Here is a 23,911-nt window from a genome sequence, read left to right as displayed (position 1 = left end):
TCAGATCTAACCCGCCTTCGGCGCGCCAGCTTCCTGGTGATGGTCCGCGGCGAGGAACATATACATCGCGGGCACCACGAACAACGTAAAGAGCGTGCCGATCGAGAGTCCCGTGAAGATCACGAGGCCCATCGCATTGCGGCCCGCCGCGCCCGCGCCCGAGGCGATCACGAGCGGCAGGACGCCGAGCACCATCGCCGCCGTCGTCATCAGAATCGGACGCAGCCGCACGCCCGCTGCCTCTTCCAGGGCTTCGCGTTTCGATTTACCGGCGTGTTGCAATTCGTTGGCGAACTGAACGATCAGGATGCCGTGCTTGCTGACGAGTCCCATCAGCGTGACGAGCCCGACCTGCGTGTAGATGTTCAGCGTCGTCAGGCCGATGTTGATGAAGATGAGCGCACCGAAAAGCGCCATCGGTACCGACACCAGGATCACGATCGGATCACGGAAACTTTCGAACTGCGCCGCGAGCGCGAGGAACACGATGATCGTCGCGAACAGCAGCGTGATGACGAAACCGCCGGACTCCTGCACGAATTGCCGCGATTGCCCCGAGTAGTCAGCCGAATATCCCGCCGGCGCGGCCTGAGTGGTTGCCTGGCGCAAAAACTCGAGCACCTCGCCTTGCGACACGCCCGGCACGGTCACGCCCGAGATCGTCGCCGAATTGAGTTGCTGGAAGTGGTTGATCGACTCCGGCACGACGTTGTGCTCGATATGCGCAATCGTCGAAGCCGGAATGACGCTGCCGTCCGGCGTGCGCAGATAATAATCGAGCACCTGCGAAGGATTCAGACGGTCGGTCTGCAGCACCTGCGGAATCACCTTGTATGAGCGCCCGGCGATCGAGAAGTAGTTGACGTAGCCGCCCCCGAGCGCCGACCCGAGCGCTTGCCCGACATCGCTCTGCGATAGCCCGAGTGAGGCGACCTTGTCGCGGTCGACAATGAGCGTGGCTTCCGGCTTGTCGAGCTTGAGATCGCTGTCGACAAAGAAAAACATCCCGCTCGCGCGGGCTTTCTGCAGCACGGCCTGCGATACTTCATTGAGGTTCTCGAAGGGCTCGGTCGTACTGATGACGAATTGCACCGGCAAACCCTGCGAGCCCGGCAGCGGCGGAAACTGGAACGCCGCGACGCGAGCGCCGGCAATCTGATTCCATTTCTGCTGCAATTCCTGCTGCAAAACGGTCGCTCCCTTGCTGCGCTGATCCCATGTCTTGAACAGCACGCCGCCGATCCCCTGGTTGAGCGTCGGCGCGCCGGTGAGCTGGAACATCTGCGAGTATTCGGGCAACGCTTTCGAGATATTGAATACCTGGTCCGCGTAAGTCTGCATCTGCTGGATGGTTGCGTTCGGCGGCCCCTGGATCTGCGACAGGACGATCCCCTGATCCTCCTGCGGCGCGAGCTCCGATTTCGACGTCATGAACAGGTAGACCGTGCCGCCGAGCAGCAGCGCCCCCATGATGGTGAACACGGGCCAGGTGTCGAGCGTCGCGTGCAACAGACGGCCATAGCCACGATGAACCCGGTCGAACTGGCGGTCGACGAAACGCGCGAAGCGCCCGGATTCCTGCTCCACGCGAAAGAAGCGCGAGCACATCATCGGCGACAACGTCAGCGCGATCACACCGGAGACCGTCACCGCGCCGGCGAGCGAGAAGGCGAACTCGGTGAAGAGCGCGCCGGTGAGGCCGCCCTGAAAACCGATCGGCGCATACACCGCGATCAGCACGACGGTCATCGCGAGAATCGGCCCGCCGAGTTCGCGCGCGGCGATCAGCGCGGCATCGAATGGCGCCTTGCCTTCTTCCTTCATATGACGATCGACGTTTTCGACGACGATAATCGCATCGTCCACCACGAGCCCGATCGCGAGCACGAGCGCGAGCAGCGTCAGCAGATTGATCGAATAGCCGAGCAACTGCATCACGAAGAACGTGCCGATGAGCGACAACGGCATGGCGATCAGCGGCACGATGACGGCGCGGAAGCTGCCGAGGAACAGGAAAATCACCACGGTGACGATCAGCAGCGATTCGACCAGCGTCTTGATGACCTCGACGATTGCCGTGTTGACGAAATCGGTCGCGTCATAAACGATATCGCCCGTCATGCCGATCGGGAACTGCTTCTGCAGCCCGGGAAAGACGGCTTTCACGCGCTTGGCCACGTCGAGGATGTTGGCGTCCGGCGCGACCTTGATGCCGATGAACACCGAACGCTTGCCGCTGAACGCGACGTTGAAGTCGTAACTGTCGGCGCCGAGCACGACGTTCGCCACGTCTTCGAGGCGCACGATCGCGCCGTTCTTCTGTTTGATGACGAGTTGCTTGAAGTCGTCGACGGTATGCAGATCCGTGCCCGCGTTCAGGTCGACGCTGACCATTTGCCCCTTCGTCGTGCCGAGCGTCGCGAGGTAGTTGTTGTTGCCGAGCGCCGTGAAAACGTCGGTTGCCGTCACGCCGTGCGCGGCGAGCCGCGTCGAATCGAGCCACGCGCGCAACGCGAACTGCCGGCCGCCGAGGATTTCCGCCGTCTGCACGCCTTCGATCGAATCGAGCTTGGGCTTGATGACACGCAGCAGGTAATCCGTGACGTTGTTGCTCGGCAGCACATTGCTATAAAAGCCCATGTACATGGCGTCGGTGGTCTGCCCGGTCTGAACCGTCAGCACCGGCTGCTGTGCCTGCGGCGGCAACTGGTTGCGTACCGAGCCGATCTGCGTGTTGATTTCGGTGAGCGCGCGATTCGCGTCGTAATTCAGGCGCAGCGTCGCGGTAATGGTCGACACGCCGGTGCTGCTCGTCGACGACATGTAGTCGATGCCTTGCGCCTGAGCAATCGCGGCCTCGAGCGGCTGGGTGATGAACCCGGCGATGGTGTCGGCGTTCGCACCGTAGTAAGCCGTGCTGATCGTCACGACGGCGTTTTCGGTCTGCGGATACTGGCTGACTTTCAGGGCCGCCAGCGAGCGCAAGCCGAGCACGAGGATCAGCAGGCTGACGACCGAGGCAAGCACAGGCCGCCGGATAAAGAGATCGGTGAATGTCATCGCGCGGTCTCTCTATTGTTCCTGAGGCGTCGGGTTCGGACTGTCCGTCGGCTGCACGCTGTTATTGATGATGAGCGGCGTGCCGTTCTTGAGTTTGAGCTGACCGCTTGTCACGACCTGCGTGCCTGCTTCGACACCTTTGAGAATCGCAACCTGATCGCCGCGCGTCGGCCCTGGCGTGACAAATACCTGCTGCGCGACGGGTAACGTCTTGCCCTGCGCGTTGGCTTGCGTGCCTGGCTTGACGATGAACACGGTCGCGCCATAGGGGTTGTAGGTGATGGCCGTTTGCGGCAGCGTCAGGTGGCGCTGTCCGGCGCCCGCGTCGATCTTTACGTTCGCGTACATGCCCGGCAGCAGCTTGCGCTCGTGATTGTCCACGCTGGCTTCGATCTGCACGTTGCGCGTGGCGCTGTCGACTTTCGGGCTGACCGACTGGATTTTGCCCACGAACGTTTGCCCGCTGTACGCATTGGTGTCGACCACGATGGTCTGGCCGATCGCGAGCAGGCCGAGCTGCTGCTGCGGCAGGTAGAAATCGGCGTAGATCGGATCGATCGCCTGCAACGTGACGATCGCATCGCCCGGATTGATGTACTGCCCCGGATTGATCGTGGTGATGCCGAGGCGTCCCGCAAACGGCGCGCGGATGGTCTTCTTGTCGACGAGCGCGGCCTGTTGCGCGACTTGCGCTTTCTTGCCCTTCAGGTCGGCGGCGTCCGCGTCGAGTTGCGCCTTGGCGATCGCCTTGATGTCGTACTGCGCCTTGTCGCGCGTGTAGACCGTCTGGGCGAGTTCCGCTGCGGCCTGGAGCGACTGGAGCAGCGCCACGTCGCTATCGGCGTTGAGCCTGACAAGCACTTGCCCGGCTTTCGCTTCCTGCCCCGAGCTGAATGCCACCTCGCGCACGAGGCCCGCGACTTCGGTGGTGACGTCGACGCCACGCACGGCGCGCAGGCTGCCGACCGCCGCAAGCTGCGGCTGCCATGACTGATAGCTGGCGACAACCGCCGAGACGGTAGCCGGCGGCTCCGCGTTGCCCGCCATGAACTTCGCGATCATGTGCGAGCGGAACAGGTTGAAACCGACGAGTGCGGCCAGCAGCAGGCCGACACAGATCAGCATGATCACCATCCGCTTTGTCATCGGTTTTCTTTCTGTCATCGTGATGTCCTTGCACAGCATTGGCGCGAGGCGCCGGACGTTGCGTTCCTTGGCGTTTCAGACAGCGCGTGTTGCAAAGAGCAGTGAAGCGAGTGTTCCGTCTGGCGACGGGTCAATGCGTCGTTGCGGCGGCAGTGGCCGGCGCAGCGGCGTTCCACCAGCCGCCGCCGAGCGCCTGGAAGAGGGCCGCGGTATCGGCATAGCGCGACGCCTGTGCCTGCGCGAGACTCACCACCGTTTGCTGGTACTGGCGTTGTGCATCGAGAAGCGACAGGTAGCTCACGCCGCCGACGCGATATTGCCCGCGCGTCAGTTCGAGCGAATCGCTGGCCGAGCGCCAGGCTTCCGTCTGCGCTTTCAGGCCGGTCGCATCGTGATCGAGCGCGCGCAGCGAATCCGCGACGTTCTGGAACGCCAGCAGCACCGTTTCGCGATATTGGGCGTCGGCCTGTTCGTACGCCGCTTCGGCCGCGCGCTTCTGCGCACTCAACTGCCCGCCGTGAAAGACCGGTTGCAGCAGACCGGCGCCCAGGCTCCAGATCGTGCTGCCTGCCTTGAACACCTGGGCCGGCGTCAGCGCCTCGGCGCCGTAGCTGGCGGACAGCGTGATCTGCGGATACATCGCGGCGGTCGCCACGCCGATTTGCGCGCTGGCCTGATGCAGCACGGCGTCGGCAGCGAGGATGTCGGGCCGCTGCTGTACGAGTGCCGACGGAAGGCTGACCGGCAGCGTCTCGGGCAACGAGAACATATCGAGCCTGAATTCGGGCAGCGTGGCGTCGCTGGGCAGTTTGCCGGCCAGCACGGCGAGCTGGTGGCGCACCTGGTCGAGTTGCTGTTGCAGCGGCGGGAGCGTGGCGCGGGTCTGCGCCAGCAGGGTCTGCTGCGCGAGTACCGCCGTACGGCCGACGCCGCCCAGCTCGAACTGTTTGCCGAGTACGCCCAGTTGCTCGTCTTCTTCCGTCGCGATCCGCTCGGTTGCCTCGATCTGCGCACGCAGTGACGCTTCCTTGACGGCCGCTGTCACGATGTTGGCCGACATCGCGAGATAGGCGGCTTGCAGCTGGAAGCGCTGGTAGTCGATTTGCGCGTGCAACGCTTCGAGTTCGCGCCGCGCGCCGCCGAACACGTCGAGCTTGTACGACACGTTGACGGATGCGTTGTAGAGATTGAACTCGTCGATCACGCCAGGCTGGCCGAACGCGATGCCGTTCACTTTTTCGCGCGTGGCGCCAAGTTGCGCGTCGACGCTCGGCAGAAGGGAGCCGCCGGCTTGCGCCGAGAAGTTTTCGCGCGCCTGCCGTAATGCGGCTTGTGCCGCGACGATGTTCGGACTGTTGACGAGAGCCTGACGGATCAGCGTATCGAGCGGTTCGCAATGAAACAGCGCCCACCAGGCGGCGGGAATGTCCTGTCCCGGCACAAAGCGCTGCGGCAAGCCGGCAGCCCCCGGAGAAGAGGCCGTCTGCTCGGGCATCGGCGCGGCGGTGTAGGTGTCGGTAGGGGGGGCGGCGGGCGTGCGGTAGTTGGGACCGACCATGCAGCCGGCCACTGCGGCGGCGCCGCAAAGCGCGACGCATATGCGCAGCCGCCGGACAATACGCTGGTTCAAGTCGATCATCGATCCACCTTATATCGCCTGCGCTTAGCCTGAGCGAGCGGAACGGGTGGGCACATTCAGTGCCACCCGAGCTTTCGATGTTTCTTTTCCTGACGGCGGAATTTACCACGCGAAACGATAGCTGCGCTTAGCCTAGCATGGTCGATTGTTGCGTCTGGGCACGAGATCACGTAGTCCATGCGCCTGGCAGGCCTTCGGGCAGGCCGCCTGCATGGCAAGGGATTTCCCTGGGGCCGGGGCACTGACAATGCCGCCTGGGTAACTGCCGCCGATTGATGGTTAAAAAATCGGCCGGAGCCGCGCCAGGCCAAGCGCGTTTGCTGAAAATAGCGCGGCATCCCCGACCCCAGGTTGAGGATGCGTGCAGCGGGCGCAGGCCATTGCCACGGTTCGCCATGCGCAGACGGCAAGCGTGCGGCGCCCGTTACCTTTTGTGGTGGCTCCACCAGACAGCATGTGAATGCTGCGGATCGGTTTGCCAGTCCGGTTTCCGTTCCCGGGCACGTCCACCTGGTAGATGCACGAGCAGGATGCCGGTGAGAAGAATAAGACCAGCCAGTCCGGCAAGGATGTCGATGAGATCGGCAACGGACTCGTATGACTGGGTGCGGAACACGGATCCAGCCAGACGGATAGCGACGCTTACAAATTCATTCATGGCGCCTCCCGATGCGAACAGGGCCATGAATCTATTCTAGTTATTTGAACGGGCGCCGTCATGGGGAGCGAGGTCGACAACGAAGAAAACCATCCAGCGCCAACCGCCGCGGCGGAAGGCCCGGCGATGGCGGTGCCGCCGGTCTCACTCCGCAGCGATTGCCGGCGTTCGCTCGAGCAGGGACCGGATCAGTTCCTGATCGGCCGGTGTCGCCGGGTTGTAGACGACCATCTGAAGATCCGGCCGCCCGTCGATCGCGAACGACGAGAATTCCAGCGAAATCGGCCCGAGCACGGGGTGGTGCAGGTGCTTGACTCCGTCGCCGTGGATTTGTACCTCGTTGTCCTGCCACATGGCGGCGAACTCCGGACTCGACCGGCACAGTTCGTCGACCAGCGGCGCCACTTCGGCATCGGCGCCCGCGCGCGCGGCATCGATCCGGAAGGCGCTCACCACGGCGCGGGCCACGCTTTCCCAATCGAACTGCGCGGCGCGGACGTGGGGATCGCTGAAGATCATGCGCAGGATGTTGCGTTTTTCAGGTGGCAGCGTGCCGTAGTCGGTGAGCACGGTCGCGGCCGCGCGATTCCAGGCCACTACGTCCCACGTCGCAGTCCTGACGATCGCCGGGCTATAGGGCAGGGCATCGAGCAGGCGCTGCAGTCGCGGCGTGATCGCGTCGCCGCCGCGATAGTGGACTTCGGGCGGATGGCCGAGGCCGAGCAGGAACACGTGTTCGCGTTCCACCTCGGTCAGCATGAGTGCTTTTGCGATGCGGTCCAGCACGTCCGCTGAAGGATTGCCGCCGCGCCCCTGCTCCAGCCAGGTGTACCAGGCCGCGCTGATGTTGGCGCGCTGCGCCACTTCTTCCCGGCGCAGTCCCGCCGTTCGCCGCCGTCCGCCGAAAATGCCGAAGGACGCGGGATCGAGCTTCGTCCGCCGGTTCTTCAGATAGTTGCCGAGCCGATTGCCGTTCTCGTCGTCGTTCACGTGGGCCATGCGTAACCTCTGAGCACGTATACCTGAATAATGTTACTACTTTAACAGGATGATTTTGCTGCGTACATTGCACGCGATCGTCTGAACTCGTGTGATTCTGGGTACCCGAATCCGCCTCTGGCTGAAGCCCCGTATAAGCGCGAACGCGGGCCCGCGTGAAATCCCGGCTGGTAGCATGACGTTCACCTTATTTGCACAAGAGAACGACATGAGACTGAAAGATCGCGTTGCCCTGGTTACGGGTGCCCAGCGGGGCATCGGACATGCAATCGCGACGCGGTTCGTGGCCGAGGGCGCAAAGGTGGTGCTCGCCGATGTGACGGACGCGAGCGCCGAAGCAGACGCGCTTTGCGCCTCGGGCGGCGAAGCCTGCTACGTTCGTGCGGACGTATCGCAGGAATCCGACGTGAGTGAAATGATTCGCCTGGCCGAAGCCCGGTTCGGCAACGTGGACATCCTGGTTAACAACGCGGGCATCGAATTCGCGAAAACCGTTCTCGACACGACCGTTACGGAATGGGACCGGCTGATGGCGGTCAACCTGAAAGGCGTTTTCCTGTGTTCGAGAGCCATCATCCCGGCGATGCAAAAGCGCGGTCAGGGCGTCATCATTAACATTGCATCCGAACTGGGACTCGTCGGTGAAGCCAATGTTGCCGCTTACTGTGCGTCAAAAGGCGGGGTGGTGATGCTGACAAAGGCCATGGCGATCGATCACGGCCGCCAGGGTATCCGGGTGAACTGCCTGTGTCCTGGTCCGGTCGCGACGCAATTGCTGGAAGATGTGTTTTCCAGCAGTCCCGATCCGGCCGGTTTGCGGCGCGCTTTCGAGGCCGCGACGGTGTTGGGGCGGATTGGTTCGCCTGACGAAGTTGCCGCTGCTGCGGCTTTTCTGGCGAGCGACGATTCGGCCTTCATGTCGGGCGCGAATCTGGTTATCGACGGCGGATGGACGGCGCGCTAAATCCGGCGTTTTGTGGTCATTCGGCTACGCACTGGCTCGACTCGAGCCTGCTGAAAAACGCTTCGAAATCGTCGATGGGAAGCGGGCGGCAGAAATAGTATCCCTGGTATGCATGACATCCCGCGGCAGCGAGGAAGTCTCGCTGAGCCTCGGTCTCCACACCCTCGGCGATGACACCCAGGCCGAGGCTTTGCGCCAGCGCTACGATGGTCCTCGCAATCACGGCGTCGTTGGGATCGATCAGCACATCACGCACGAATGACCGGTCGATTTTCAACTGGTCCAGAGGCAACCGCTTCAAATAGGACAGCGACGAATACCCGATACCGAAATCGTCCAGTGAGAAGACAACGCCTTTTGCCTTGAGCGCAGCCATCTTCTGGATGATGTCCTGCGCGTTGTCCACCAGCACGCTTTCCGTCAGCTCCAGCTTCAACCTGTCCGCTCTCGCGCCGGTCTGCCTGATGGTGGCCAACACCTTGTCCACGAAGTCGGCTTCGCGGAACTGCTGGACGCTGACGTTGACCGCAATCGTGAGATGGTCCATCTCGGGCCGCGTTGCCCATTGCGCCAGCTGCGTGCAGGCCGCTTCCAGGACCCAGCCTCCCAGCGCAAGAATCAATCCGGTTTCTTCTGCCAGCGCAATGAAATCGGCCGGCGACACGATACCGCGCAGGGGATGTTGCCAACGCACCAGCGCTTCGACGCCCGTGACGCGCGCGCCGTCGACCTGCGCCTGGTAATGAAGCAGGAACTGATCTTCCTGAATTGCGTTGCGCAGTCCCGCTTCGAGCGCGGCGCGCTCCACGACGACCGTTTGCATGTCCGGATCGAAGAAGCACACGGCATTGCGTCCTCTCTCTTTCGACTTGTACATCGCGAGGTCGGCCTGTTTCAGGAGCTCGTCAATGGAAGCCTGCTGTCCCATGAATACCGTGGCGCCGATGCTCGCGGTACTGCGGTATTCAATCTCGCCAAGCTGATACGGCATGCCAAGGACCGAGAGAATTTTTTCGCCCTGGGCCTCGGTCTGGCTGGCCGCCTCCTGGCGATTTTCATGCAAGCTTCCCAGCACCACCACGAACTCGTCGCCACCCACCCGCGCCACAGTGTCGTTCTCGAGCACGCTGGACGCCAGACGTTGCGCCACTTGCTGCAGGAGCAAATCGCCTTTGTCGTGGCCGAGCGTGTCGTTCAATGTCTTGAAGTGATCGAGGTCGATGAACAGCAAGGCGCCGCACGCTTCGCTTCGGGCGCTGGAGGTGATCGCCTGCTTCAGTCGATCCAGCAGCAGGGTGCGGTTGGGCAAACGGGTCAGCGCATCGAAGAACGCCAACTCCTTGATTTTTTCCTCCGCGATCTTGCGTTCGGTAATGTCGTGATGCGTGCCGACATAGTGACTGACGACGCCGTCTGCTCTCATGACCGCGGAGATCGTGAGCCATTTGGGATACACCTCGCCGTTCTTGCGGCGATCCCAGATTTCCCCCTGCCATCCGCCGGTCCGGTGGATGGCTTCCCACATCTCGCGGAAAAAAGCTCTGCTATGACGGCCAGATTGAAGGATTCGCGGCGTTTGGCCGACAATTTCTTCGGCCGTATAGCCGGTGCATTCGGTGAAAGCCGAGTTCACGCGCAGGATTTTGGCGTTGGCGTCGGTGATCATCATCGGCTCCTGCGAGTCGAAGGCGACCGCGGCGATTCGAAGTTCGGTCTCGACCTGCTTGCGCTCGGTAATGTCGCGCCCGCTCGTGCGAAAGCCGATGAAGTCGCCCTTGGCATCGCTGATTGGAACCCACGAAACGGAAAGCCAGACCAGCGAACCATCCTTGCGAATACAACGAAACTCGAGGTCATCTCCGCGAAAACCCTGAAGTCCTTTCAGAAACTCAGGGGCAACGCGGGCGCGATCTTCCGGATAGATCAGGGTGCCGGCAAAGTCGGACATGGCCATGCATTCTTCGACCGTATATCCCGTGTATTCCCGCACCGATGGGTTGATCCAGCGAGGCTTGCCGTCCGGTCCCCACCAGACCTCCCAGTTGACCGTGCAATCGGCAATGGCGCGGAACTTTTCCTCGTTCTCGCGCAATTCCTGCGTCATCGCGGAGGCGAGCCGCATCGCGCGGCCGCGGCCGGTCATCATCAGCCAGGTGAGCAGCGCCAGCAGCAGGCTAAGGCCGATACCGGCACTGGCGATCAGCAGTTCCGCGTTACGGCCGAAACGGGATTTGAAATCGTCCTGGGCACTCATTGAAAGCGTCCAGTCGTGTCCGGCGACGACCAGATATTCGTTGGCCGAGATGATCGCGGGGGGATGCGGCCCGGCTGCGACAGGCGTCTTGTGCAGCAGTGCTGCGGGGGACGGGTCGATGCCGTCGTAGATGGCAATGGTGAGTCCGGGCGGCTGCTCGCCGTACAGACTGGCGATGACGTCGTGCATGCGGAACGAGGCATAGACCCAGCCGATCAGATGCGCCCGGCGCTGGGCGACGCTGTCCTGCGATTGCCCTTGCGCGTAGATGGGCAGATACATGATGAAACCGGGGCGAGCGTTGGCCTCGGTATCCACCCAAAGACGAACTTTCCCGGAGATGCTCGCCATACCGGAATCGCGCGCTTTTTCCATGGCTTGCCGCCGCACCGGATCGATCCAGGCGTCGAGACCTAGCGAGGCGCGATTGAGACCAATATACGGCTCACGCTGGATGACGGGCGCATAGTCTTCGCGCGAGCCCTGAGGCTCGATGGTGTAGCCGGCCAGGCCCTGCCGGCGCATGGTGGCCACATGGATATCCTTCTCCTTCTCCGGCACCCATTCGATGATGCCAATGGCCTGGATGCCGGAGAAGTTGGCGTCGAGATTGAGCGTGCCGACGTAGTTGCGGAACTTGTCACGGTTCATGTCGCCGGTGGCGGAGAACAGGCTCTGCACGCCGCGCAGCATGAGCTCATAGGTCGCCATACGCTGTTCGACCCGGCTGACTGCATCGCCCAGCGAGAAGTCGAACTGGGTGAGCAATTCATGGCGGGCGGCTTGCCGTTCGTGGTCCCAAAGTATCCAGGTAACGCTCAGCGAAGCGGACAGGACCATTAACGGGAGCAGGACAAGGCGCGTCCAGCTCACGGCGGCGTCTGGAAGTCGACCATCGAATTGGCGAGGTCGGGTTTGAAGTACTTCTCGAAGATCCGCAGGACGGTGCCGTCCGCGCGCATCTCATTCACCAGGGCGCGCCACTTTTCCCGCTCGGCCGCCGGCAGCGCCCGCTTCGACATGATCAGGCCGTGCGGGATGGCGGGGTCATTGAACTCCACGATGGTAGTCACGTCCCGGATCTTCTTTTCATCGAGCGCGGGATAGTCGAAGGGTTCGATAATCATGCCCTGGATGCGCCTAAGGATCAGTGCCTGATACAGCGGATCGAGGCCGCCCGCCTGGCTGACGCGGTTTTCAGCCGACAGCTTGTCGACCAGCCGGTTGGCGGAGTCGCTGTAACGGAAGCTGCGGATAACGCCAAGCTGAAACTGGTTGTTGTGCTCGAAATCCGTCAGTTGACGGATGCCGGCATCCTTGCGCACCAGCAAATAATATTTGTTCCGGAAATACCAGGCGAAATCCGCGTACTGATTGCGCTCGTCGTTGGCAATGCCGGACAGGCTGAAATCGAGTGCGCCGGACTCGATCAGTTTCCAGATGCGGGCACGCGACATGAGGCTGACCCGGATCTGGCAGCCGCTGCGGCGGATGAGTTCGTCGGCGAAATCCTTGTCGATGCCGGTGTCGGTGTCGAGGGAATAGAGCAGGCCGTGATCGTGCAACGCGAGCGTAAACGATCGCGAGCAATCAGGACCGGCCGCCATTGCGCGGCCAAAGATGCATAGCGTAAGCAGCAAACCGCCAAGGCCATGTCGAATCACAGTGTCTCCAGCGCGAGAAGGTGGTTTGAATATAACCTTCCATTAAACTGACGTCCCCCTGGACGCCAGGCTCAGCCGTTCTATCGCTCTGTCTTTCTGGCGGCGAGCGAGGCGGCTGGATTCTTGAAATTCGCCTAGCTTACACCTGGACGCATGAATCGTTGAAGACATTCAATTTGTCGAAGGGCACGGCGGGGGAGCGCATGGCGAGAGGGGCGCGATTCGACTGCCGAAGTGCTATTCCCGGCTGCAGAATGTCAACGCGTTTTGCGTTGCCGCAATGGAAAGATTGAGCATGTATGGTCAGTGATAGACAAGGCGGTTATCGAGGCCCGGCTTTAAGCAGCTATGTATTGGCGACCAGCAGTTCCTCGGCATTGTTTGGCGGACGCAGGCCATCTGTTCTTCCCGCGAAGTAGCGCCGGGTCAGATCGGCCGCCGACACGTGCCGTGCTTCCGTAAAGCCCGTTTCGTGGGCCAGCGCCAGGATCTCCGGCGGGGTGAAGAAGCTGATAAACGGTGTACCGCTGGCTCGTGCTCCCTTCTCCGCCATCTCAAGCCCGGGACGTATCTCGGGGTCCGCCAGTTCCAGCGGAAGCAGGAAGGTCATGGCGAGCGTCGATCCTGGGGCGAGGGCCGCGACCTGGCGCAGCGTGGCCGCATTCGCTTCCTTGGTGAGATACATGCTGACGCCCGTGGAAACCACGATTGCCGGTTTGCTGTCATCGAAGCCGGCAGCCGTGAGCCCGTCCCGCCAGGTTCCCCCGGCCTCGAAATCGACCGGCACGAAGCGCAGCCAGTCCGGAACGCCGAAACCGAGTTCGATCAGACGTTCACGCTTCCAGGCCTGGGGGCCGGGCTGGTCGACCTCGAACACCTTGAGACGGGACGCGATCTCCGGCCGCCGCTGGGCGAGGGTGTCAAGGCCCGCGCCGAGAATGACGTATTGACTCAGCCCGCGGCCGGCCTGTTCCACGACGAGATCTTCGATGAAGCGGGCACGGGCTACGATTGAAGCGCGGAAGGGGCGCGTGAACTGCGGGTTCATGTCTCCGCGGCTGCGCCAGTTCTCGTCCGGCGCGAGCAGCTTCAGGCCGATTTCGTCTTCCAGCACATGCGGCGGGGAATCTGCCTGGAGATGCAGCGCGCGCCACAAGGCGACGCGTGCTGCCGTGCTGTCTGGCGCCACATCTTGCCTGTCGTTCATGACTCTCGATCCTGTTTGTTCGTCTTCGCCTGAAGCCGATCGATCAGTACTGTGCCAGATGATGCAGGTGATGCAGGAAAGCGTTGTTGCTTCGCGCCCTGGCGATCGGTCAGAAACGTTTCACACGTGCATCCGCGTGTGGAAATGCAGTGAGCAGCAAGAATATCACCTGCGCGAACCCGGCGACGGAGCGCGTTAGCCCCGGACTCGCCGGCAGGGTTGCGCCAACGTTCGACCCAGGACGATGGTAATCTTCCCCCCGCTTCAGCCTGTCGCACGACGTCCAACCAGGTCGATCGCCAGCCAGACATTAAACCGGCCGACGCGGTATCTTCCGCGCCGGTATCACGCATCCATCGAAAGAGTGATCATGACGAGTTCCATCTACAGCGCATCCGTTCCAGTTTTCAAGCAAATGCTGACCGCATTGTCCGAAGTGCTGAAGAAAACCGAAGCACACGTCACCGAAAAGAACATCGATCCGAACGCGCTGCTGCAGGCGCGTCTGTTCCCGGACATGTTTCCCCTCGTGCGCCAGGTGCAGATCGCGGCCGACTTCGCCAAAGGCATCAGTTCGCGCCTGGCCGGCGTCGAAGTGCCGTCGTGGCCCGACACCGAAGTCACGTTTGCGGATCTGCAAGCGCTGATCGCCAAGGCGTTGACGTACATCGGCGCGCTCGAGGCCGCCCAATTCGACGGCAGCGAGAACAAGGAAATCGTGCTGCGTCCGGGCACGCCGAAAGAGAAAAAGCTGGTCGGCAGCGCCTATCTGCAAAACTACGGCTTGCCGCAGTTCTTCTTCCACGTTACGACGGCCTACGCGATTGTGCGTCACAACGGCGTGGATATCGGCAAGCGCGACTATATGGGAACTTACTGATCGTCGGCGCGGATTTCCGTTGCGCGTCCGGATACGTTTCGTTCTTTGTGCAAGCGGCTATCATCGATTGTCATTCCTGAAGGAGAACACGCGATGAGCCGACCCGATTTCATCAAGCACTGGACGGAACTCGAAGAGCCGGATGCGCATTCCTATCGCGGCGATACCGAGAAAATGGCGCTGGACGCGCCGCTTTCCGCCGCGCTCGGCATCACGCGGATTGGCATTCACCATGTGAGGCTTCTGCCTGGCCGGCGGACGTCCTATCCGCACGCCGAAAGTACCGAGCAGGAGTTTGTGTACGTGCTCGAAGGCAAGCCCGATGTCTGGATCGACGGCGTGCTTCATCCCATTGCTGAAGGAGATTCCGTCGCGTTTCCGGCGGGCACGGGGATCTGCCACACCTTCATCAACAATACGAAGGACGAGGTCCGATTGATGGTGATCGGTGAGCGTCCACGCGACGACAACCGTATTCGCTATCCGCGCAATGAAGCGTATGAACTGACCCGCAAGGACCGCTGGGTCGATTGGCCCGCGAGACCGCTCGGGGGTCATGACGGGATGCCGGATTGAGGCGTCGTAGGCGATCCGATGTGGTGTACGTCCGGAGCGCTGTCCTGCAGATATTGGTGATTCAGGCTAGGCTACTCCGTGGGCCGCCTTTGCGTCACGCCGAGACAACCCGCCACACACTATTCCCGTCAGGAAAGAGCAATGACTCAACAACTAACAATCGATTTCGTCTCCGATATCGCATGCCCGTGGTGTGCAATCGGCCTGTCGTCGCTCGAGCTTGCACTATCGCGTCTCGGTGACGCGGTCGATGCCCAGATAGTGGTACATCCCTTCGAGTTGAATCCGGAGATGGGCTCGGACGGCGAGGCCATTGTCGATTATCTCGGCAAAAAATATGGGCGCACGCCGGCGCAGATCGCCGAAACGCAAGCAATGATCCGCGAGCGCGGGGCAAGCGTCGGCTTTACCTTCGGGCCGCGTACGCACGTCTACAACACTTTCGATGCGCACCGCCTGATGCATTGGGCCGGGATCGAAGGCAAGCAGCTGCCGCTCAAACTGGCGCTGCTGCGTGCCTATCATTCCGAAGGCAAAGACCCGAGCGATCACGAAGTCCTGGTCGACGCGGCCCGATCCGTAGGGCTCGATGCCGAGGAAGCGGGCAGGGTGCTGCAAAGCGGAGCCCATGCCGACGAGGTTCGTGCGGAAGAGCGGGAATACCAGGCGAAGGGCATTCAGTCCGTGCCGGCGATCATCTTTAACGGCCGCTATCTGGTGAGCGGCGGACAACCCGTGGAAACCTTCGAGCAGGTCATCCAGCAGATTCTGGCCGAAGCGTAGTGCGCGGCGTCGAGCGATTCCATCGGTAGACGAAGGGCGGGGTTCATTGGCCGCATACTGAATCCCGCTGCATTTGCCTAACGATACCAGGGAATGCCTAATTGAGCCGCCGCTGTTCAGCGGCGTAAAATCGTGGCACATCGGTTTGGGGGCCCAGCAATGTGTCTGGCTTCTCGTTACGATTTCAGCCGCGATTTCAGCCTCACTGCCCGGCGAGACCCGGTGCCGCGGCGTGCGACGCATTTTCAAGCCGTTCCTCGCAATGAGGCCAGCGGTGGTTGCGGAATCGCCGTTCAATCCGCACCATGACCCCTCTTATTTCCGTCAAAAAGCTCAACAAGAGCTTTCCCGGCGTGAGGGCGCTTCACGAAGTCCAGTTCGAGCTCATGGCGGGAGAGGTGCACGCGCTGATGGGCGAGAACGGCGCCGGCAAGTCGACGCTGATGAAAATCCTCGCCGGTGTGTACACCCGGGATACGGGCGAAATCCTCTATGACGGTCAGCCGGTCGAGTTCCTGAGTCCGCGCGAGGCGCAGACCCTGGGCGTCGGCATCATTCATCAGGAACTCCAGTTGATGAATCATCTGACTGTCGCCCAGAACATGTTTATCGGCCGCGAACCGCGTGGACGCCTCGGCCTGTTCCTCGACGAAGACAAGCTCAACGCACAAGCGCGCGACATTCTTGCCCGCATGCATGTGAAGCTCGATCCGCGCGCGGTTGTCAGCACCCTTACGGTCGCCAGACAGCAGATGGTCGAGATCGCCAAGGCGTTGTCCTTCGACTCGCGCGTCCTGATCATGGACGAACCCACCTCGGCGCTCAACGACGCCGAGATCGCCGAGCTATTCCGCATCATCCGCGAACTGAAGAACCGGGGCGTGGGGATCGTCTATATCTCGCACAAGATGGACGAGCTGAAGCAGATTGCCGACCGCGTCACCGTGTTGCGTGACGGGGAATACGTGGCCACCGTCAGCGCCAGGGACACCAGCGTCGAAACGATTATCGGCATGATGGTCGGGCGAACCTTGACTGACGTTGTACCTTCCCACAGCGAGTCAGGCAAAGGCGACATCGCACTCGAAGTCAGCAATCTGAATGCCGGCCCGTTGGTCAGAAACGTGAGCTTCGCGCTGCGCAAAGGCGAGATATTGGGTTTTGCCGGCTTGATGGGCGCGGGTCGCACGGAGGTCGCCCGGGCGGTGTTCGGCGCCGATCCGATCGAATCCGGTGAAATTGTCGTGAAAGGCGTGAAGGCGACGATCAGGAATCCGAGCGATGCGGTAGCGCGCGGTATCGGCTATCTCTCGGAAGACCGCAAGCGCTTCGGTCTTGCGACCGGCATGAGCGTCGAATCGAACATCGTGATGTCCAACCTGCGCAAGTTTCTGTCGCTCAACTTTTTCCTGCGCCGTGCCCAGATACGCCGGACCGCCTCCCATTTCATCAACCTGCTCGCCATTCGTACGCCTGCCGCGACACAGGAAGTGCGGCTGCTTTCGGGCGGCAATCAGCAGAAAATAGTCATTGCGAAATGGCTCGAGCGCGACTGCGACGTGCTCTTCTTCGACGAACCGACGCGCGGCATCGACGTCGGCGCCAAGAGCGAAATCTACAAGCTATTGCGCGCGCTCGCCGATCAAGGCAAGGCGATCGTGATGATCTCGTCGGAACTGCCGGAAATCTTGCGCATGAGCGACCGGATCGTCGTGATGTGCGAGGGCCGCATCACCGGCGAACTTCTGGCGACAGAGGCGACGCAGGAGCGCATCATGCACCTGGCGACGCAGCGCGAAACCTTGAAAGCGGCGTGAGCCTGAAGAGGAGACGTTCAGTTTATGACCCTGCCATCGGATACTTCGGCGCTCGCCAACGAGAGACGCTTGTCCGGCCTGAGAGCCCGCGTCTTTACGCCGACCGCGCTGCAAAAGCTGCTCGCCTTCGGGAGTCTGATCCTGCTGCTGGTGTTCTTCAGCTTCGCGTCTCCCGCGTTCATGCAGATGGACAACATGCTCGGGATTTTGCAGGCGACGGCAGTCAACGGTGTTCTTGCAATTGCCTGTACGTTTGTCATCGTTACCGGCGGCATCGATTTGTCAGTCGGCACGTTGATGACTTTCACGGCGGTTATTTGCGGCGTGTTTCTGACCTACTGGCATTTGCCGATGTGGACCGGCGTCGTGGCGGCGATCGGCACGGGCGCAATCTGCGGGACCATTTCGGGCACCCTTACGGCGAAAATGAAGATACCGCCGTTCATTGCCACCTTAGGCATGATGCTGCTGCTGAAAGGCCTTTCGCTCGTCGTGTCGGCAGACAAACCGATCTATTTCACCGACACCGAAAACTTCTACATGATCTCCCAGGATTCGCTGATCGGCTCGATTGTTCCGAGCTTGCCGGTGCCGAACGCGGTCCTGATTCTGTTTTTCCTTGCGGTGGTGAGTTCGATCACGCTTAATCGCACGGCGCTCGGCCGCTACACCTTTGCGCTCGGCAGTAACGAAGAAGCCGTGCGTCTTTCCGGCGTGAATGTCGACCGGTGGAAGATCGCCATTTACGGCCTCGCCGGCGCCATTTGCGGCATCGCGGGGCTGCTTATCGCCTCGCGTCTGAATTCGGCGCAGCCGGCGCTAGGCCAAGGTTATGAACTCGAAGCGATCGCGGCGGTGGTGATCGGCGGGACCTCGCTCAGCGGTGGTTCAGGCACGATTCTGGGCACGATCATCGGCGCGTTCATTATGAGTGTGCTGACCAACGGTCTGCGCATCATGTCCGTCGCCCAGGAATGGCAGATCGTGGTGACCGGCCTCATTATCATTCTCGCGGTCTATGCCGATATTTTGCGGCGCAGAAAAGGCTGACACTGCGCGGAACAAGATCAAGATCAAGAAAAGGGAGCGCCAAAGGCTCCCCCAACGGCTGAAAGTTGATGGCCAACTTAGGAGGAGAAACCCCATGTTGAAAAGAAGACTAATCGGTGTCGTGGTCGGCGTTGGCGCGCTCATTGGCGGGACGAGCGTGACGTACGCGCAGGACGTCTACATCCCGCTCATCTCGAAGGGCTTCCAGCACCAGTTCTGGCAGGCCGTCAAAGCCGGTGCGGAACAGTCGGCCAAGGAGCACAACGTCAGGATTACTTTCGAAGGGCCGGAAACCGAGGCCATGGTCGATAAGCAGATCGACATGCTGTCGGCGGCGCTCGCCAAGAAGCCCCAGGCGCTCGGTATCGCCGCGCTCGATAGCAAGGCGGCCATTCCGCTGTTGAAGCGGGCGCAGGCCGCCAAGATACCGGTCATCGCCTTCGACTCGGGCGTCGATAGCGACATTCCGCTGACGACGTGTGCGACCGACAATCTTGCCGCGGCCGCGCTCGCTGCCGACAAGATGGCCGAGGCGATCGGCAATGCCGGCGAAGTCGGTCTGGTCGTGCACGATCAGACCAGCCGCACCGGTATCGATCGCCGCGACGGTTTCCTGAACGAGATGAAGGCGAAGCATCCGAACATCAAGATCGTCTCGGTCCAGTACGGCGGCGGCGACCATCTGAAGTCGGCGGAAATCGCCAAGACGATGATCCAGGCCAATCCTAATCTCAAGGGCATTTTCGGGGCGAATGAAGGCTCGGCGGAAGGGGCTGCGATCGGCGTGAAGGAATCGGGCAAGAAGCTCGTGCTGATCGGTTACGACTCAGGCAAGGAGCAAAAGGACGACATCAATTCGGGTTTGATGGCCGGCGCCATTACGCAGAACCCGGTCGGTATCGGTAAATGCGTGGTCGACTCCGCGGTGAAAGCGTTGAAGGGCGAGAAGCTGCCCAAGAAAGTCGACACGGGCTTCTACTGGTACGACAAGACCAATATGAGCGATCCGAAGATCGCCGCCGTGCTCTACGATTGACCGGCGCCGCCTGAGGTGAAGGGAGAGGAGGGGGCGTGGCGCTCCCTTTTCTTTTCTCGCCTGGCTTCGTGTCCGCCTGGAGAGAAAGTGGCTGCAAAGAGGCCAGGTGAGTACGTGGGGCCTCTTTGTTGATAAGCAGAAGTCGATTGCTGTTCGTAGAGGAGAGGGTTCAATGCCCACGATCACCAAGCTGTCCGTTCGCGACATCCGGTTTCCCACCTCGCGTTCACTCGACGGCTCCGATGCGATGAACGCCGCGCCGGATTACTCCGCCACCTATGTGACGCTCGAAACCGATTCGCCGGAGGCGCTGACAGGCCACGGCCTCACGTTCACCATCGGACGCGGCAACGAGATCTGCGTGAGCGCGGTGCATGCGCTTGAGCCGCTCGTCGTGGGCAAAACGCTTGAGGATATCGCGGCGAACATGGGCGCGTTCTGGCGCATGCTGACGTCGGATAGCCAACTGCGCTGGATCGGCCCGGACAAAGGCGCCATTCATCTGGCGACAGCGGCTGTGGTGAATGCGGTCTGGGACCTGTGGGCGAAAGCGGAAGGCAAGCCGGTGTGGAAGCTGCTCGTCGACATGAGCCCCGAAGAACTCGTGCGTTGCCTCGACTTCCGCTACGTGACCGATGCGATCACGCCGCAGGAAGCCATCGCCATGTTGCACCGCCACGCAAAGACCCGCGGTGAGCGCGAAAAGGACATGCTCGCGCACGGCTATCCGGCCTACACGACGTCGGCCGGCTGGCTCGGTTACGACGACGACAAGATCCGCCGGCTCGCACGTGAAGGCGTCGCGCAGGGCTGGACGCATTTCAAGCAGAAGGTGGGCGGCAATCTCGAAGAGGATATGCGCCGGGCCCGCATCCTGCGTGAAGAAATCGGCGAAAACCGCAAGCTGATGATGGATGCGAACCAGGTGTGGGATGTCGACGAAGCAGTCGCGAACATGCGGCGCCTCGCGCAATTCGATCCGTGGTGGATCGAGGAGCCCACCAGTCCCGACGACATTCTCGGCCACGCGGCGATCCGCCAGCGGATTCGGCCGATCGGCGTGGCGACGGGCGAGCACTGCCATAACCGGGTGATGTTCAAGCAGTTGCTACAGGCGCAGGCCATCGATTTCTGTCAGGTCGATAGCTGCCGTCTGGGCGGTCTGAACGAGGTGGTCGTCGTTCTGTTGATGGCGGCGAAATTCGGCGTGCCGGTGTGCCCGCATGCGGGAGGCGTCGGTTTGTGCGAGTACGTGCAGCACATTTCGCTGTTCGACTATATCTGCGTGTCGGCTTCGCTAGAAAACCGGGTGCTCGAGTACGTGGATCATCTGCATGAGCATTTTGTCGATCCGGTCGTGATCCGGAATGGCCGCTATATGCCGCCGCAACGTTCGGGCTACAGCATTGAAATGCACGCGGCGTCGCTCGATCAGTATGACTTTCCCGATGGACCGGCGTGGCGGGTTTGAGTGCGGTTGATTCAGGTTGATTTCGCCTTCGCCGGATGATGCGCAAACCATCGTCGGAGTAAGTCCAGCAGTCTTACAGGAGACGGTATGAGCACGAAACACAGCAAAAAAGAACATCTCGAGGCCGCGGCGTCACATCATGAGCAGGCCGCGCAATATCACCGCGGGGCGGCGCGGCATTTCGAGGCCGGCAAAGATTATGCTCATGCCGCGCACCAGGCGATGGTGGCTCACGGCCACACGTTGCACGCAATCGATGAGGCACACGCCGCAGGCGCGCACAGCACCGGCGCGCCGCCGGCAACACCTGCATCGACCGGTCCCGGCACAAACAGCGAAGCGGCAAAACAGCACACGGCGGCAGCGGAGCTTCACGAACAGGCGGCGCAGCATATGCGCCACGCCGTCAAGCATTTCGATCAGGACCGTAGCGCAGTCGCTCACGACGCGCAGCTAGCGCTCACCCTTGCATTGCGCGCTTTGTCGCACGGCAACGAAGCGGCCCGACTATTCGTCAAGCTCGCTCCTGCCGACGCTTAAAGATTCGCGCACGGTGAGCGCCGCTGATCCGGCGCTCCGTGCGGACTAGGCTTTCCGATGCAGCAAGTCTGCCGCAATGGACTTCGCATGCGCAACGGCGGCGTGCGCGTCTGGGAATACACCGAGCTCTTCCCAATTTTCTTCGACCGCGTAAGTGCCCTTCGTGCCGAGCGCTCTTTGTACGCGTAATTGCGCCGCATACCTGCCGTCCTCCAGAGGACGAGCCGTTGCAATCACTTTGTGTGGGAGATCGGATCGCTCCGGCTGGATCAACTCGACAGGACCGCCCGGCGCGCCGATAGCGTTTAACGTGTTCCTCGCTTTGCAGTCTGGACAGTAGAAGCACCATCCCTCGTTCTCTTGAATGGATCTGACCTGCCCGCGGGCCAGCACGGCGCGGCATTCAACGTTTTCGCAGATGAACGGCATAGCAGTCTCCGGAGTTGTTTGAGGAAATCCTAGCATGACCGGAGACAGCCAGCCATCGGCATTGTTGCCGTACCTGTTTCGCGCGCTTTCCGCACCGCGATAGATTCCTCAGCGAACCCTCAGGCGCCGGTCGGCGCGACCGCGGCACGCGGGCGCAGCGTCGCCATAATCAGGTACATGCCGCCGCCGATCACCACGCCGAAGAACCATCCATAGGTATTCCACCAGACCGGCAGCAGGCTGGTGAAATTAGGCAGGAAAGTCGAAAACACGCTGCCGACCGCTGCGGAGACCAACGCGTTGACATTCCAGCCGCCTTCGTAGCGGTATTCACCGTACTCCTGATAGAGCGCCGCGACGTTGATGTTGCCTTTGGCCACCAGGTAGTAGTCCACCAGAATGATCCCCAGCAACGGGCCCATCGTGGCGCCGATGGCGTTGACGAAGTGCGCGGCGTTGCCTTCCCACGGCGCGAACGGGTAGAGCACCAGCGCAATAGCGGCAGCGATATAGCCGCCCTTCCTGAAGCTGATCAGTTTGGGGAAAACATTGGAGATGTCGAATGCCGCCGAGACGAAATTGGCCACCACGTTAATGCCCAGCGTGGCGACCGCGAAGGTCAGCGCCGCGATGAGCGCCAGCACCCAACTGTCGAACTTGGCCGAGATCTGCTCCGGGTGGAGCAGCACTTCGCCATACACCTTGAAGGCGGCGATGGTCGTGACGCCGGCAACCAGCGAGAACGCGATCAGGTTGACCGGCAGCCCCCACAGATTGCCTTTTTTCACTGCGCCGCGATTTTTTGCGTAGCGCGAGAAGTCGCAGAAATTCAGGTAGAGCGCCGCGAAGTAGGTGATCCAGGTCGCGCCCACTGCCATCAGCGCCCAGAACGAACCCGGCTCGCCGCTGACGCCGGCGTCTTTGGTCTTGTCGAGCAGTACGTCCATCGGAATGCCGCTGGTGAAAGAGAAGCCACCGGCCTTGATGCACAAGCCGATCGCCAGGATCAGCATCGCGACCCATACCGCCGGACCGGCCCAATCCTGGAATTTACGCACCGTCTCCATGCCCTTCTGGATGATGAGCAACTGGAGCGCCCAGATGATCACGTAGCAGATCACTTCCAGCCCCGAGTGGCCGAGGAATTGCGTGCCCTTGTGGAAAGCCATCAGGCTGTCGCTGCGGATCAGCAGCGCGACCATCGCGCCCGAGGCGGCTGCCGTCTGTGCGCCGTACCAGAAGCAGGCCACCACGGCGCGCACCAGTGCGGCCAGGTTGGCGCCCCACACACCAAACGAGGCGCGCGCCAATACCGGATAAGGCACACCGGTCTTCTCGCCCGCGTAGCCGATCAGGTTCATGAGCGCGAAGATCACCAGCGAGCCGAGCCCGATTGCCAGCACGAAGTTGATAAAGCTGCCGCACAGCAGGAACAGACTGGCGGCGAGGTAGTAGCCCCAGAGGCTGTGCACGTCCGAGGTCCACACGTTGAAGATGCTGAAGGCCCCCCAGTTGCGCTGCCTGGCGGGCGCGAGATCTTCGTTGTAGAGGCCGGAGGAAGGATCGCGGATGTCCATCTGTCATCTCCTTTGAGTTCGTGGAACTGAGGAAACACCGCTGGACACTCCGGGGTGGAGAGGCTCCCGCGTCTGAGGCCAACTGGCATGCAACGTATGTGCGATGCAGCATCGCTCAGAATGGGTTAACCCTGATCGAAATGCATGCTGGCGCAAACGGG

General features: G+C 61.5%; 19 protein-coding genes. 9 read left to right on the top strand and 10 right to left on the bottom strand.

Going from position 1 to position 23,911, the window contains the following annotated elements:
• Positions 1 to 6: 6 nt before the first annotated feature.
• The 5 genes from ACOSV0_RS33565 to ACOSV0_RS33545 all read right to left on the bottom strand — a co-directional run bounded on the left by ACOSV0_RS33565 (position 7) and on the right by ACOSV0_RS33545 (position 7,502).
• Positions 7 to 3,060: an efflux RND transporter permease subunit gene (locus ACOSV0_RS33565; protein ID WP_434111955.1), complete on the bottom strand. Its 3,054-nt coding sequence runs from the start codon at positions 3,058 to 3,060 to the stop codon at positions 7 to 9.
• A gap of 12 nt (positions 3,061 to 3,072) precedes the next feature.
• Positions 3,073 to 4,224, bottom strand: coding sequence for an efflux RND transporter periplasmic adaptor subunit (locus ACOSV0_RS33560; protein WP_434111953.1), 1,152 nt, complete (start codon positions 4,222 to 4,224; stop codon positions 3,073 to 3,075).
• Positions 4,225 to 4,336: 112 nt separating this feature from the next.
• A complete protein-coding gene (locus tag ACOSV0_RS33555; protein WP_434111951.1) occupies positions 4,337 to 5,845 on the bottom strand; it encodes an efflux transporter outer membrane subunit in 1,509 nt (502 codons plus the stop codon).
• Positions 5,846 to 6,269: 424 nt separating this feature from the next.
• Positions 6,270 to 6,530 carry a hypothetical protein gene (locus ACOSV0_RS33550; RefSeq protein ID WP_434111949.1) on the bottom strand — a complete coding sequence of 87 codons (261 nt, stop codon included), beginning with the start codon at positions 6,528 to 6,530 and terminating at the stop codon, positions 6,270 to 6,272.
• Between the two features lie 117 nt (positions 6,531 to 6,647).
• Entirely contained in the window at positions 6,648 to 7,502 is an 855-nt protein-coding gene (locus tag ACOSV0_RS33545) for a helix-turn-helix transcriptional regulator (RefSeq protein ID WP_434111947.1), read from the bottom strand.
• Between the two features lie 208 nt (positions 7,503 to 7,710).
• Here ACOSV0_RS33545 and ACOSV0_RS33540 point away from each other — a divergent pair, with 208 nt between their 5' ends.
• Complete coding sequence (locus ACOSV0_RS33540) at positions 7,711 to 8,466, top strand: SDR family NAD(P)-dependent oxidoreductase (RefSeq protein WP_434111945.1); 756 nt, start codon at positions 7,711 to 7,713, stop codon at positions 8,464 to 8,466.
• A 16-nt stretch (positions 8,467 to 8,482) separates the two neighbouring features.
• On the opposite strand, the gene ACOSV0_RS33535 is transcribed toward ACOSV0_RS33540, so the two are convergent.
• From ACOSV0_RS33535 to ACOSV0_RS33525, 3 genes are all read right to left on the bottom strand, one after another.
• Positions 8,483 to 11,593, bottom strand: coding sequence for a bifunctional diguanylate cyclase/phosphodiesterase (locus ACOSV0_RS33535; protein ID WP_434111943.1), 3,111 nt, complete (start codon positions 11,591 to 11,593; stop codon positions 8,483 to 8,485).
• Complete coding sequence (locus ACOSV0_RS33530) at positions 11,590 to 12,384, bottom strand: substrate-binding periplasmic protein (protein ID WP_434111941.1); 795 nt, start codon at positions 12,382 to 12,384, stop codon at positions 11,590 to 11,592. Before ACOSV0_RS33530 ends, ACOSV0_RS33535 begins: the two co-directional genes overlap by 4 nt.
• A 346-nt stretch (positions 12,385 to 12,730) precedes the next feature.
• Positions 12,731 to 13,591 (bottom strand): class I SAM-dependent methyltransferase, encoded by an 861-nt coding sequence (locus ACOSV0_RS33525; RefSeq protein WP_434111940.1) that lies wholly within the window; start codon positions 13,589 to 13,591, stop codon positions 12,731 to 12,733.
• Positions 13,592 to 13,961: 370 nt separating this feature from the next.
• Here ACOSV0_RS33525 and ACOSV0_RS33520 point away from each other — a divergent pair, with 370 nt between their 5' ends.
• The 8 genes from ACOSV0_RS33520 to ACOSV0_RS33485 all read left to right on the top strand — a co-directional run bounded on the left by ACOSV0_RS33520 (position 13,962) and on the right by ACOSV0_RS33485 (position 21,744).
• A complete protein-coding gene (locus ACOSV0_RS33520) occupies positions 13,962 to 14,471 on the top strand; it encodes a DUF1993 domain-containing protein (RefSeq protein WP_434111938.1) in 510 nt (169 codons plus the stop codon).
• 93 nt (positions 14,472 to 14,564) lie between these two features.
• Positions 14,565 to 15,047, top strand: coding sequence for a cupin domain-containing protein (locus ACOSV0_RS33515; protein WP_434111937.1), 483 nt, complete (start codon positions 14,565 to 14,567; stop codon positions 15,045 to 15,047).
• 141 nt (positions 15,048 to 15,188) lie between these two features.
• The gene (locus ACOSV0_RS33510; RefSeq protein WP_434111935.1) at positions 15,189 to 15,830 is read left to right on the top strand and encodes a DsbA family oxidoreductase; all 642 of its coding nucleotides are present in this window, start codon (positions 15,189 to 15,191) and stop codon (positions 15,828 to 15,830) included.
• A gap of 305 nt (positions 15,831 to 16,135) precedes the next feature.
• The gene (locus ACOSV0_RS33505; protein ID WP_434111933.1) at positions 16,136 to 17,647 is read left to right on the top strand and encodes a sugar ABC transporter ATP-binding protein; all 1,512 of its coding nucleotides are present in this window, start codon (positions 16,136 to 16,138) and stop codon (positions 17,645 to 17,647) included.
• A 24-nt stretch (positions 17,648 to 17,671) separates the two neighbouring features.
• Positions 17,672 to 18,697 (top strand): ABC transporter permease, encoded by a 1,026-nt coding sequence (locus ACOSV0_RS33500; RefSeq protein ID WP_434111932.1) that lies wholly within the window; start codon positions 17,672 to 17,674, stop codon positions 18,695 to 18,697.
• A 94-nt stretch (positions 18,698 to 18,791) separates the two neighbouring features.
• Positions 18,792 to 19,733, top strand: coding sequence for an ABC transporter substrate-binding protein (locus tag ACOSV0_RS33495; RefSeq protein WP_434111931.1), 942 nt, complete (start codon positions 18,792 to 18,794; stop codon positions 19,731 to 19,733).
• A 172-nt stretch (positions 19,734 to 19,905) separates the two neighbouring features.
• Positions 19,906 to 21,204 (top strand): L-fuconate dehydratase, encoded by a 1,299-nt coding sequence (locus ACOSV0_RS33490; protein WP_434111930.1) that lies wholly within the window; start codon positions 19,906 to 19,908, stop codon positions 21,202 to 21,204.
• Between the two features lie 87 nt (positions 21,205 to 21,291).
• The gene (locus ACOSV0_RS33485; protein ID WP_434111928.1) at positions 21,292 to 21,744 is read left to right on the top strand and encodes a hypothetical protein; all 453 of its coding nucleotides are present in this window, start codon (positions 21,292 to 21,294) and stop codon (positions 21,742 to 21,744) included.
• Between the two features lie 45 nt (positions 21,745 to 21,789).
• Here ACOSV0_RS33485 and ACOSV0_RS33480 read toward each other — a convergent pair whose 3' ends face one another.
• Together ACOSV0_RS33480 and ACOSV0_RS33475 are read right to left on the bottom strand one after the other, a co-directional pair.
• Positions 21,790 to 22,173, bottom strand: coding sequence for a hypothetical protein (locus ACOSV0_RS33480; RefSeq protein WP_434111926.1), 384 nt, complete (start codon positions 22,171 to 22,173; stop codon positions 21,790 to 21,792).
• A gap of 119 nt (positions 22,174 to 22,292) precedes the next feature.
• Positions 22,293 to 23,750 (bottom strand): NCS1 family nucleobase:cation symporter-1, encoded by a 1,458-nt coding sequence (locus tag ACOSV0_RS33475; protein ID WP_434111925.1) that lies wholly within the window; start codon positions 23,748 to 23,750, stop codon positions 22,293 to 22,295.
• Between the last annotated feature and the right edge of the window lie 161 nt (positions 23,751 to 23,911).

Origin of the sequence: Paraburkholderia caffeinilytica (genome assembly GCF_051027425.1) — a bacterium.
Classification (GTDB): Bacteria; Pseudomonadota; Gammaproteobacteria; order Burkholderiales; family Burkholderiaceae; genus Paraburkholderia; species Paraburkholderia caffeinilytica_A.
The sequence above is the reverse complement of the archived record's forward strand: the minus strand, read 5'-3'. Positions and strand labels throughout refer to the sequence as shown.

Excerpts from the sequence above, each read along its gene's own strand:
- ACOSV0_RS33490 (WP_434111930.1), top strand. The coding sequence starts at position 19,906 with ATGCCCACGATCACCAAGCTGTCCGTTCGCGACATCCGGTTTCCCACC.
- ACOSV0_RS33515 (WP_434111937.1), top strand. The coding sequence starts at position 14,565 with ATGAGCCGACCCGATTTCATCAAGCACTGGACGGAACTCGAAGAGCCG.
- ACOSV0_RS33500 (WP_434111932.1), top strand. The coding sequence starts at position 17,672 with ATGACCCTGCCATCGGATACTTCGGCGCTCGCCAACGAGAGACGCTTG.
- ACOSV0_RS33545 (WP_434111947.1), bottom strand. The coding sequence starts at position 7,502 with ATGGCCCACGTGAACGACGACGAGAACGGCAATCGGCTCGGCAACTAT.
- ACOSV0_RS33480 (WP_434111926.1), bottom strand. The coding sequence starts at position 22,173 with ATGCCGTTCATCTGCGAAAACGTTGAATGCCGCGCCGTGCTGGCCCGC.
- ACOSV0_RS33555 (WP_434111951.1), bottom strand. The coding sequence starts at position 5,845 with ATGATCGACTTGAACCAGCGTATTGTCCGGCGGCTGCGCATATGCGTC.
- ACOSV0_RS33520 (WP_434111938.1), top strand. The coding sequence starts at position 13,962 with ATGACGAGTTCCATCTACAGCGCATCCGTTCCAGTTTTCAAGCAAATG.
- ACOSV0_RS33485 (WP_434111928.1), top strand. The coding sequence starts at position 21,292 with ATGAGCACGAAACACAGCAAAAAAGAACATCTCGAGGCCGCGGCGTCA.
- ACOSV0_RS33505 (WP_434111933.1), top strand. The coding sequence starts at position 16,136 with ATGACCCCTCTTATTTCCGTCAAAAAGCTCAACAAGAGCTTTCCCGGC.
- ACOSV0_RS33565 (WP_434111955.1), bottom strand. The coding sequence starts at position 3,060 with ATGACATTCACCGATCTCTTTATCCGGCGGCCTGTGCTTGCCTCGGTC.
- ACOSV0_RS33540 (WP_434111945.1), top strand. The coding sequence starts at position 7,711 with ATGAGACTGAAAGATCGCGTTGCCCTGGTTACGGGTGCCCAGCGGGGC.
- ACOSV0_RS33495 (WP_434111931.1), top strand. The coding sequence starts at position 18,792 with ATGTTGAAAAGAAGACTAATCGGTGTCGTGGTCGGCGTTGGCGCGCTC.
- ACOSV0_RS33525 (WP_434111940.1), bottom strand. The coding sequence starts at position 13,591 with ATGAACGACAGGCAAGATGTGGCGCCAGACAGCACGGCAGCACGCGTC.
- ACOSV0_RS33475 (WP_434111925.1), bottom strand. The coding sequence starts at position 23,750 with ATGGACATCCGCGATCCTTCCTCCGGCCTCTACAACGAAGATCTCGCG.
- ACOSV0_RS33550 (WP_434111949.1), bottom strand. The coding sequence starts at position 6,530 with ATGGCCCTGTTCGCATCGGGAGGCGCCATGAATGAATTTGTAAGCGTC.
- ACOSV0_RS33510 (WP_434111935.1), top strand. The coding sequence starts at position 15,189 with ATGACTCAACAACTAACAATCGATTTCGTCTCCGATATCGCATGCCCG.
- ACOSV0_RS33560 (WP_434111953.1), bottom strand. The coding sequence starts at position 4,224 with ATGACAGAAAGAAAACCGATGACAAAGCGGATGGTGATCATGCTGATC.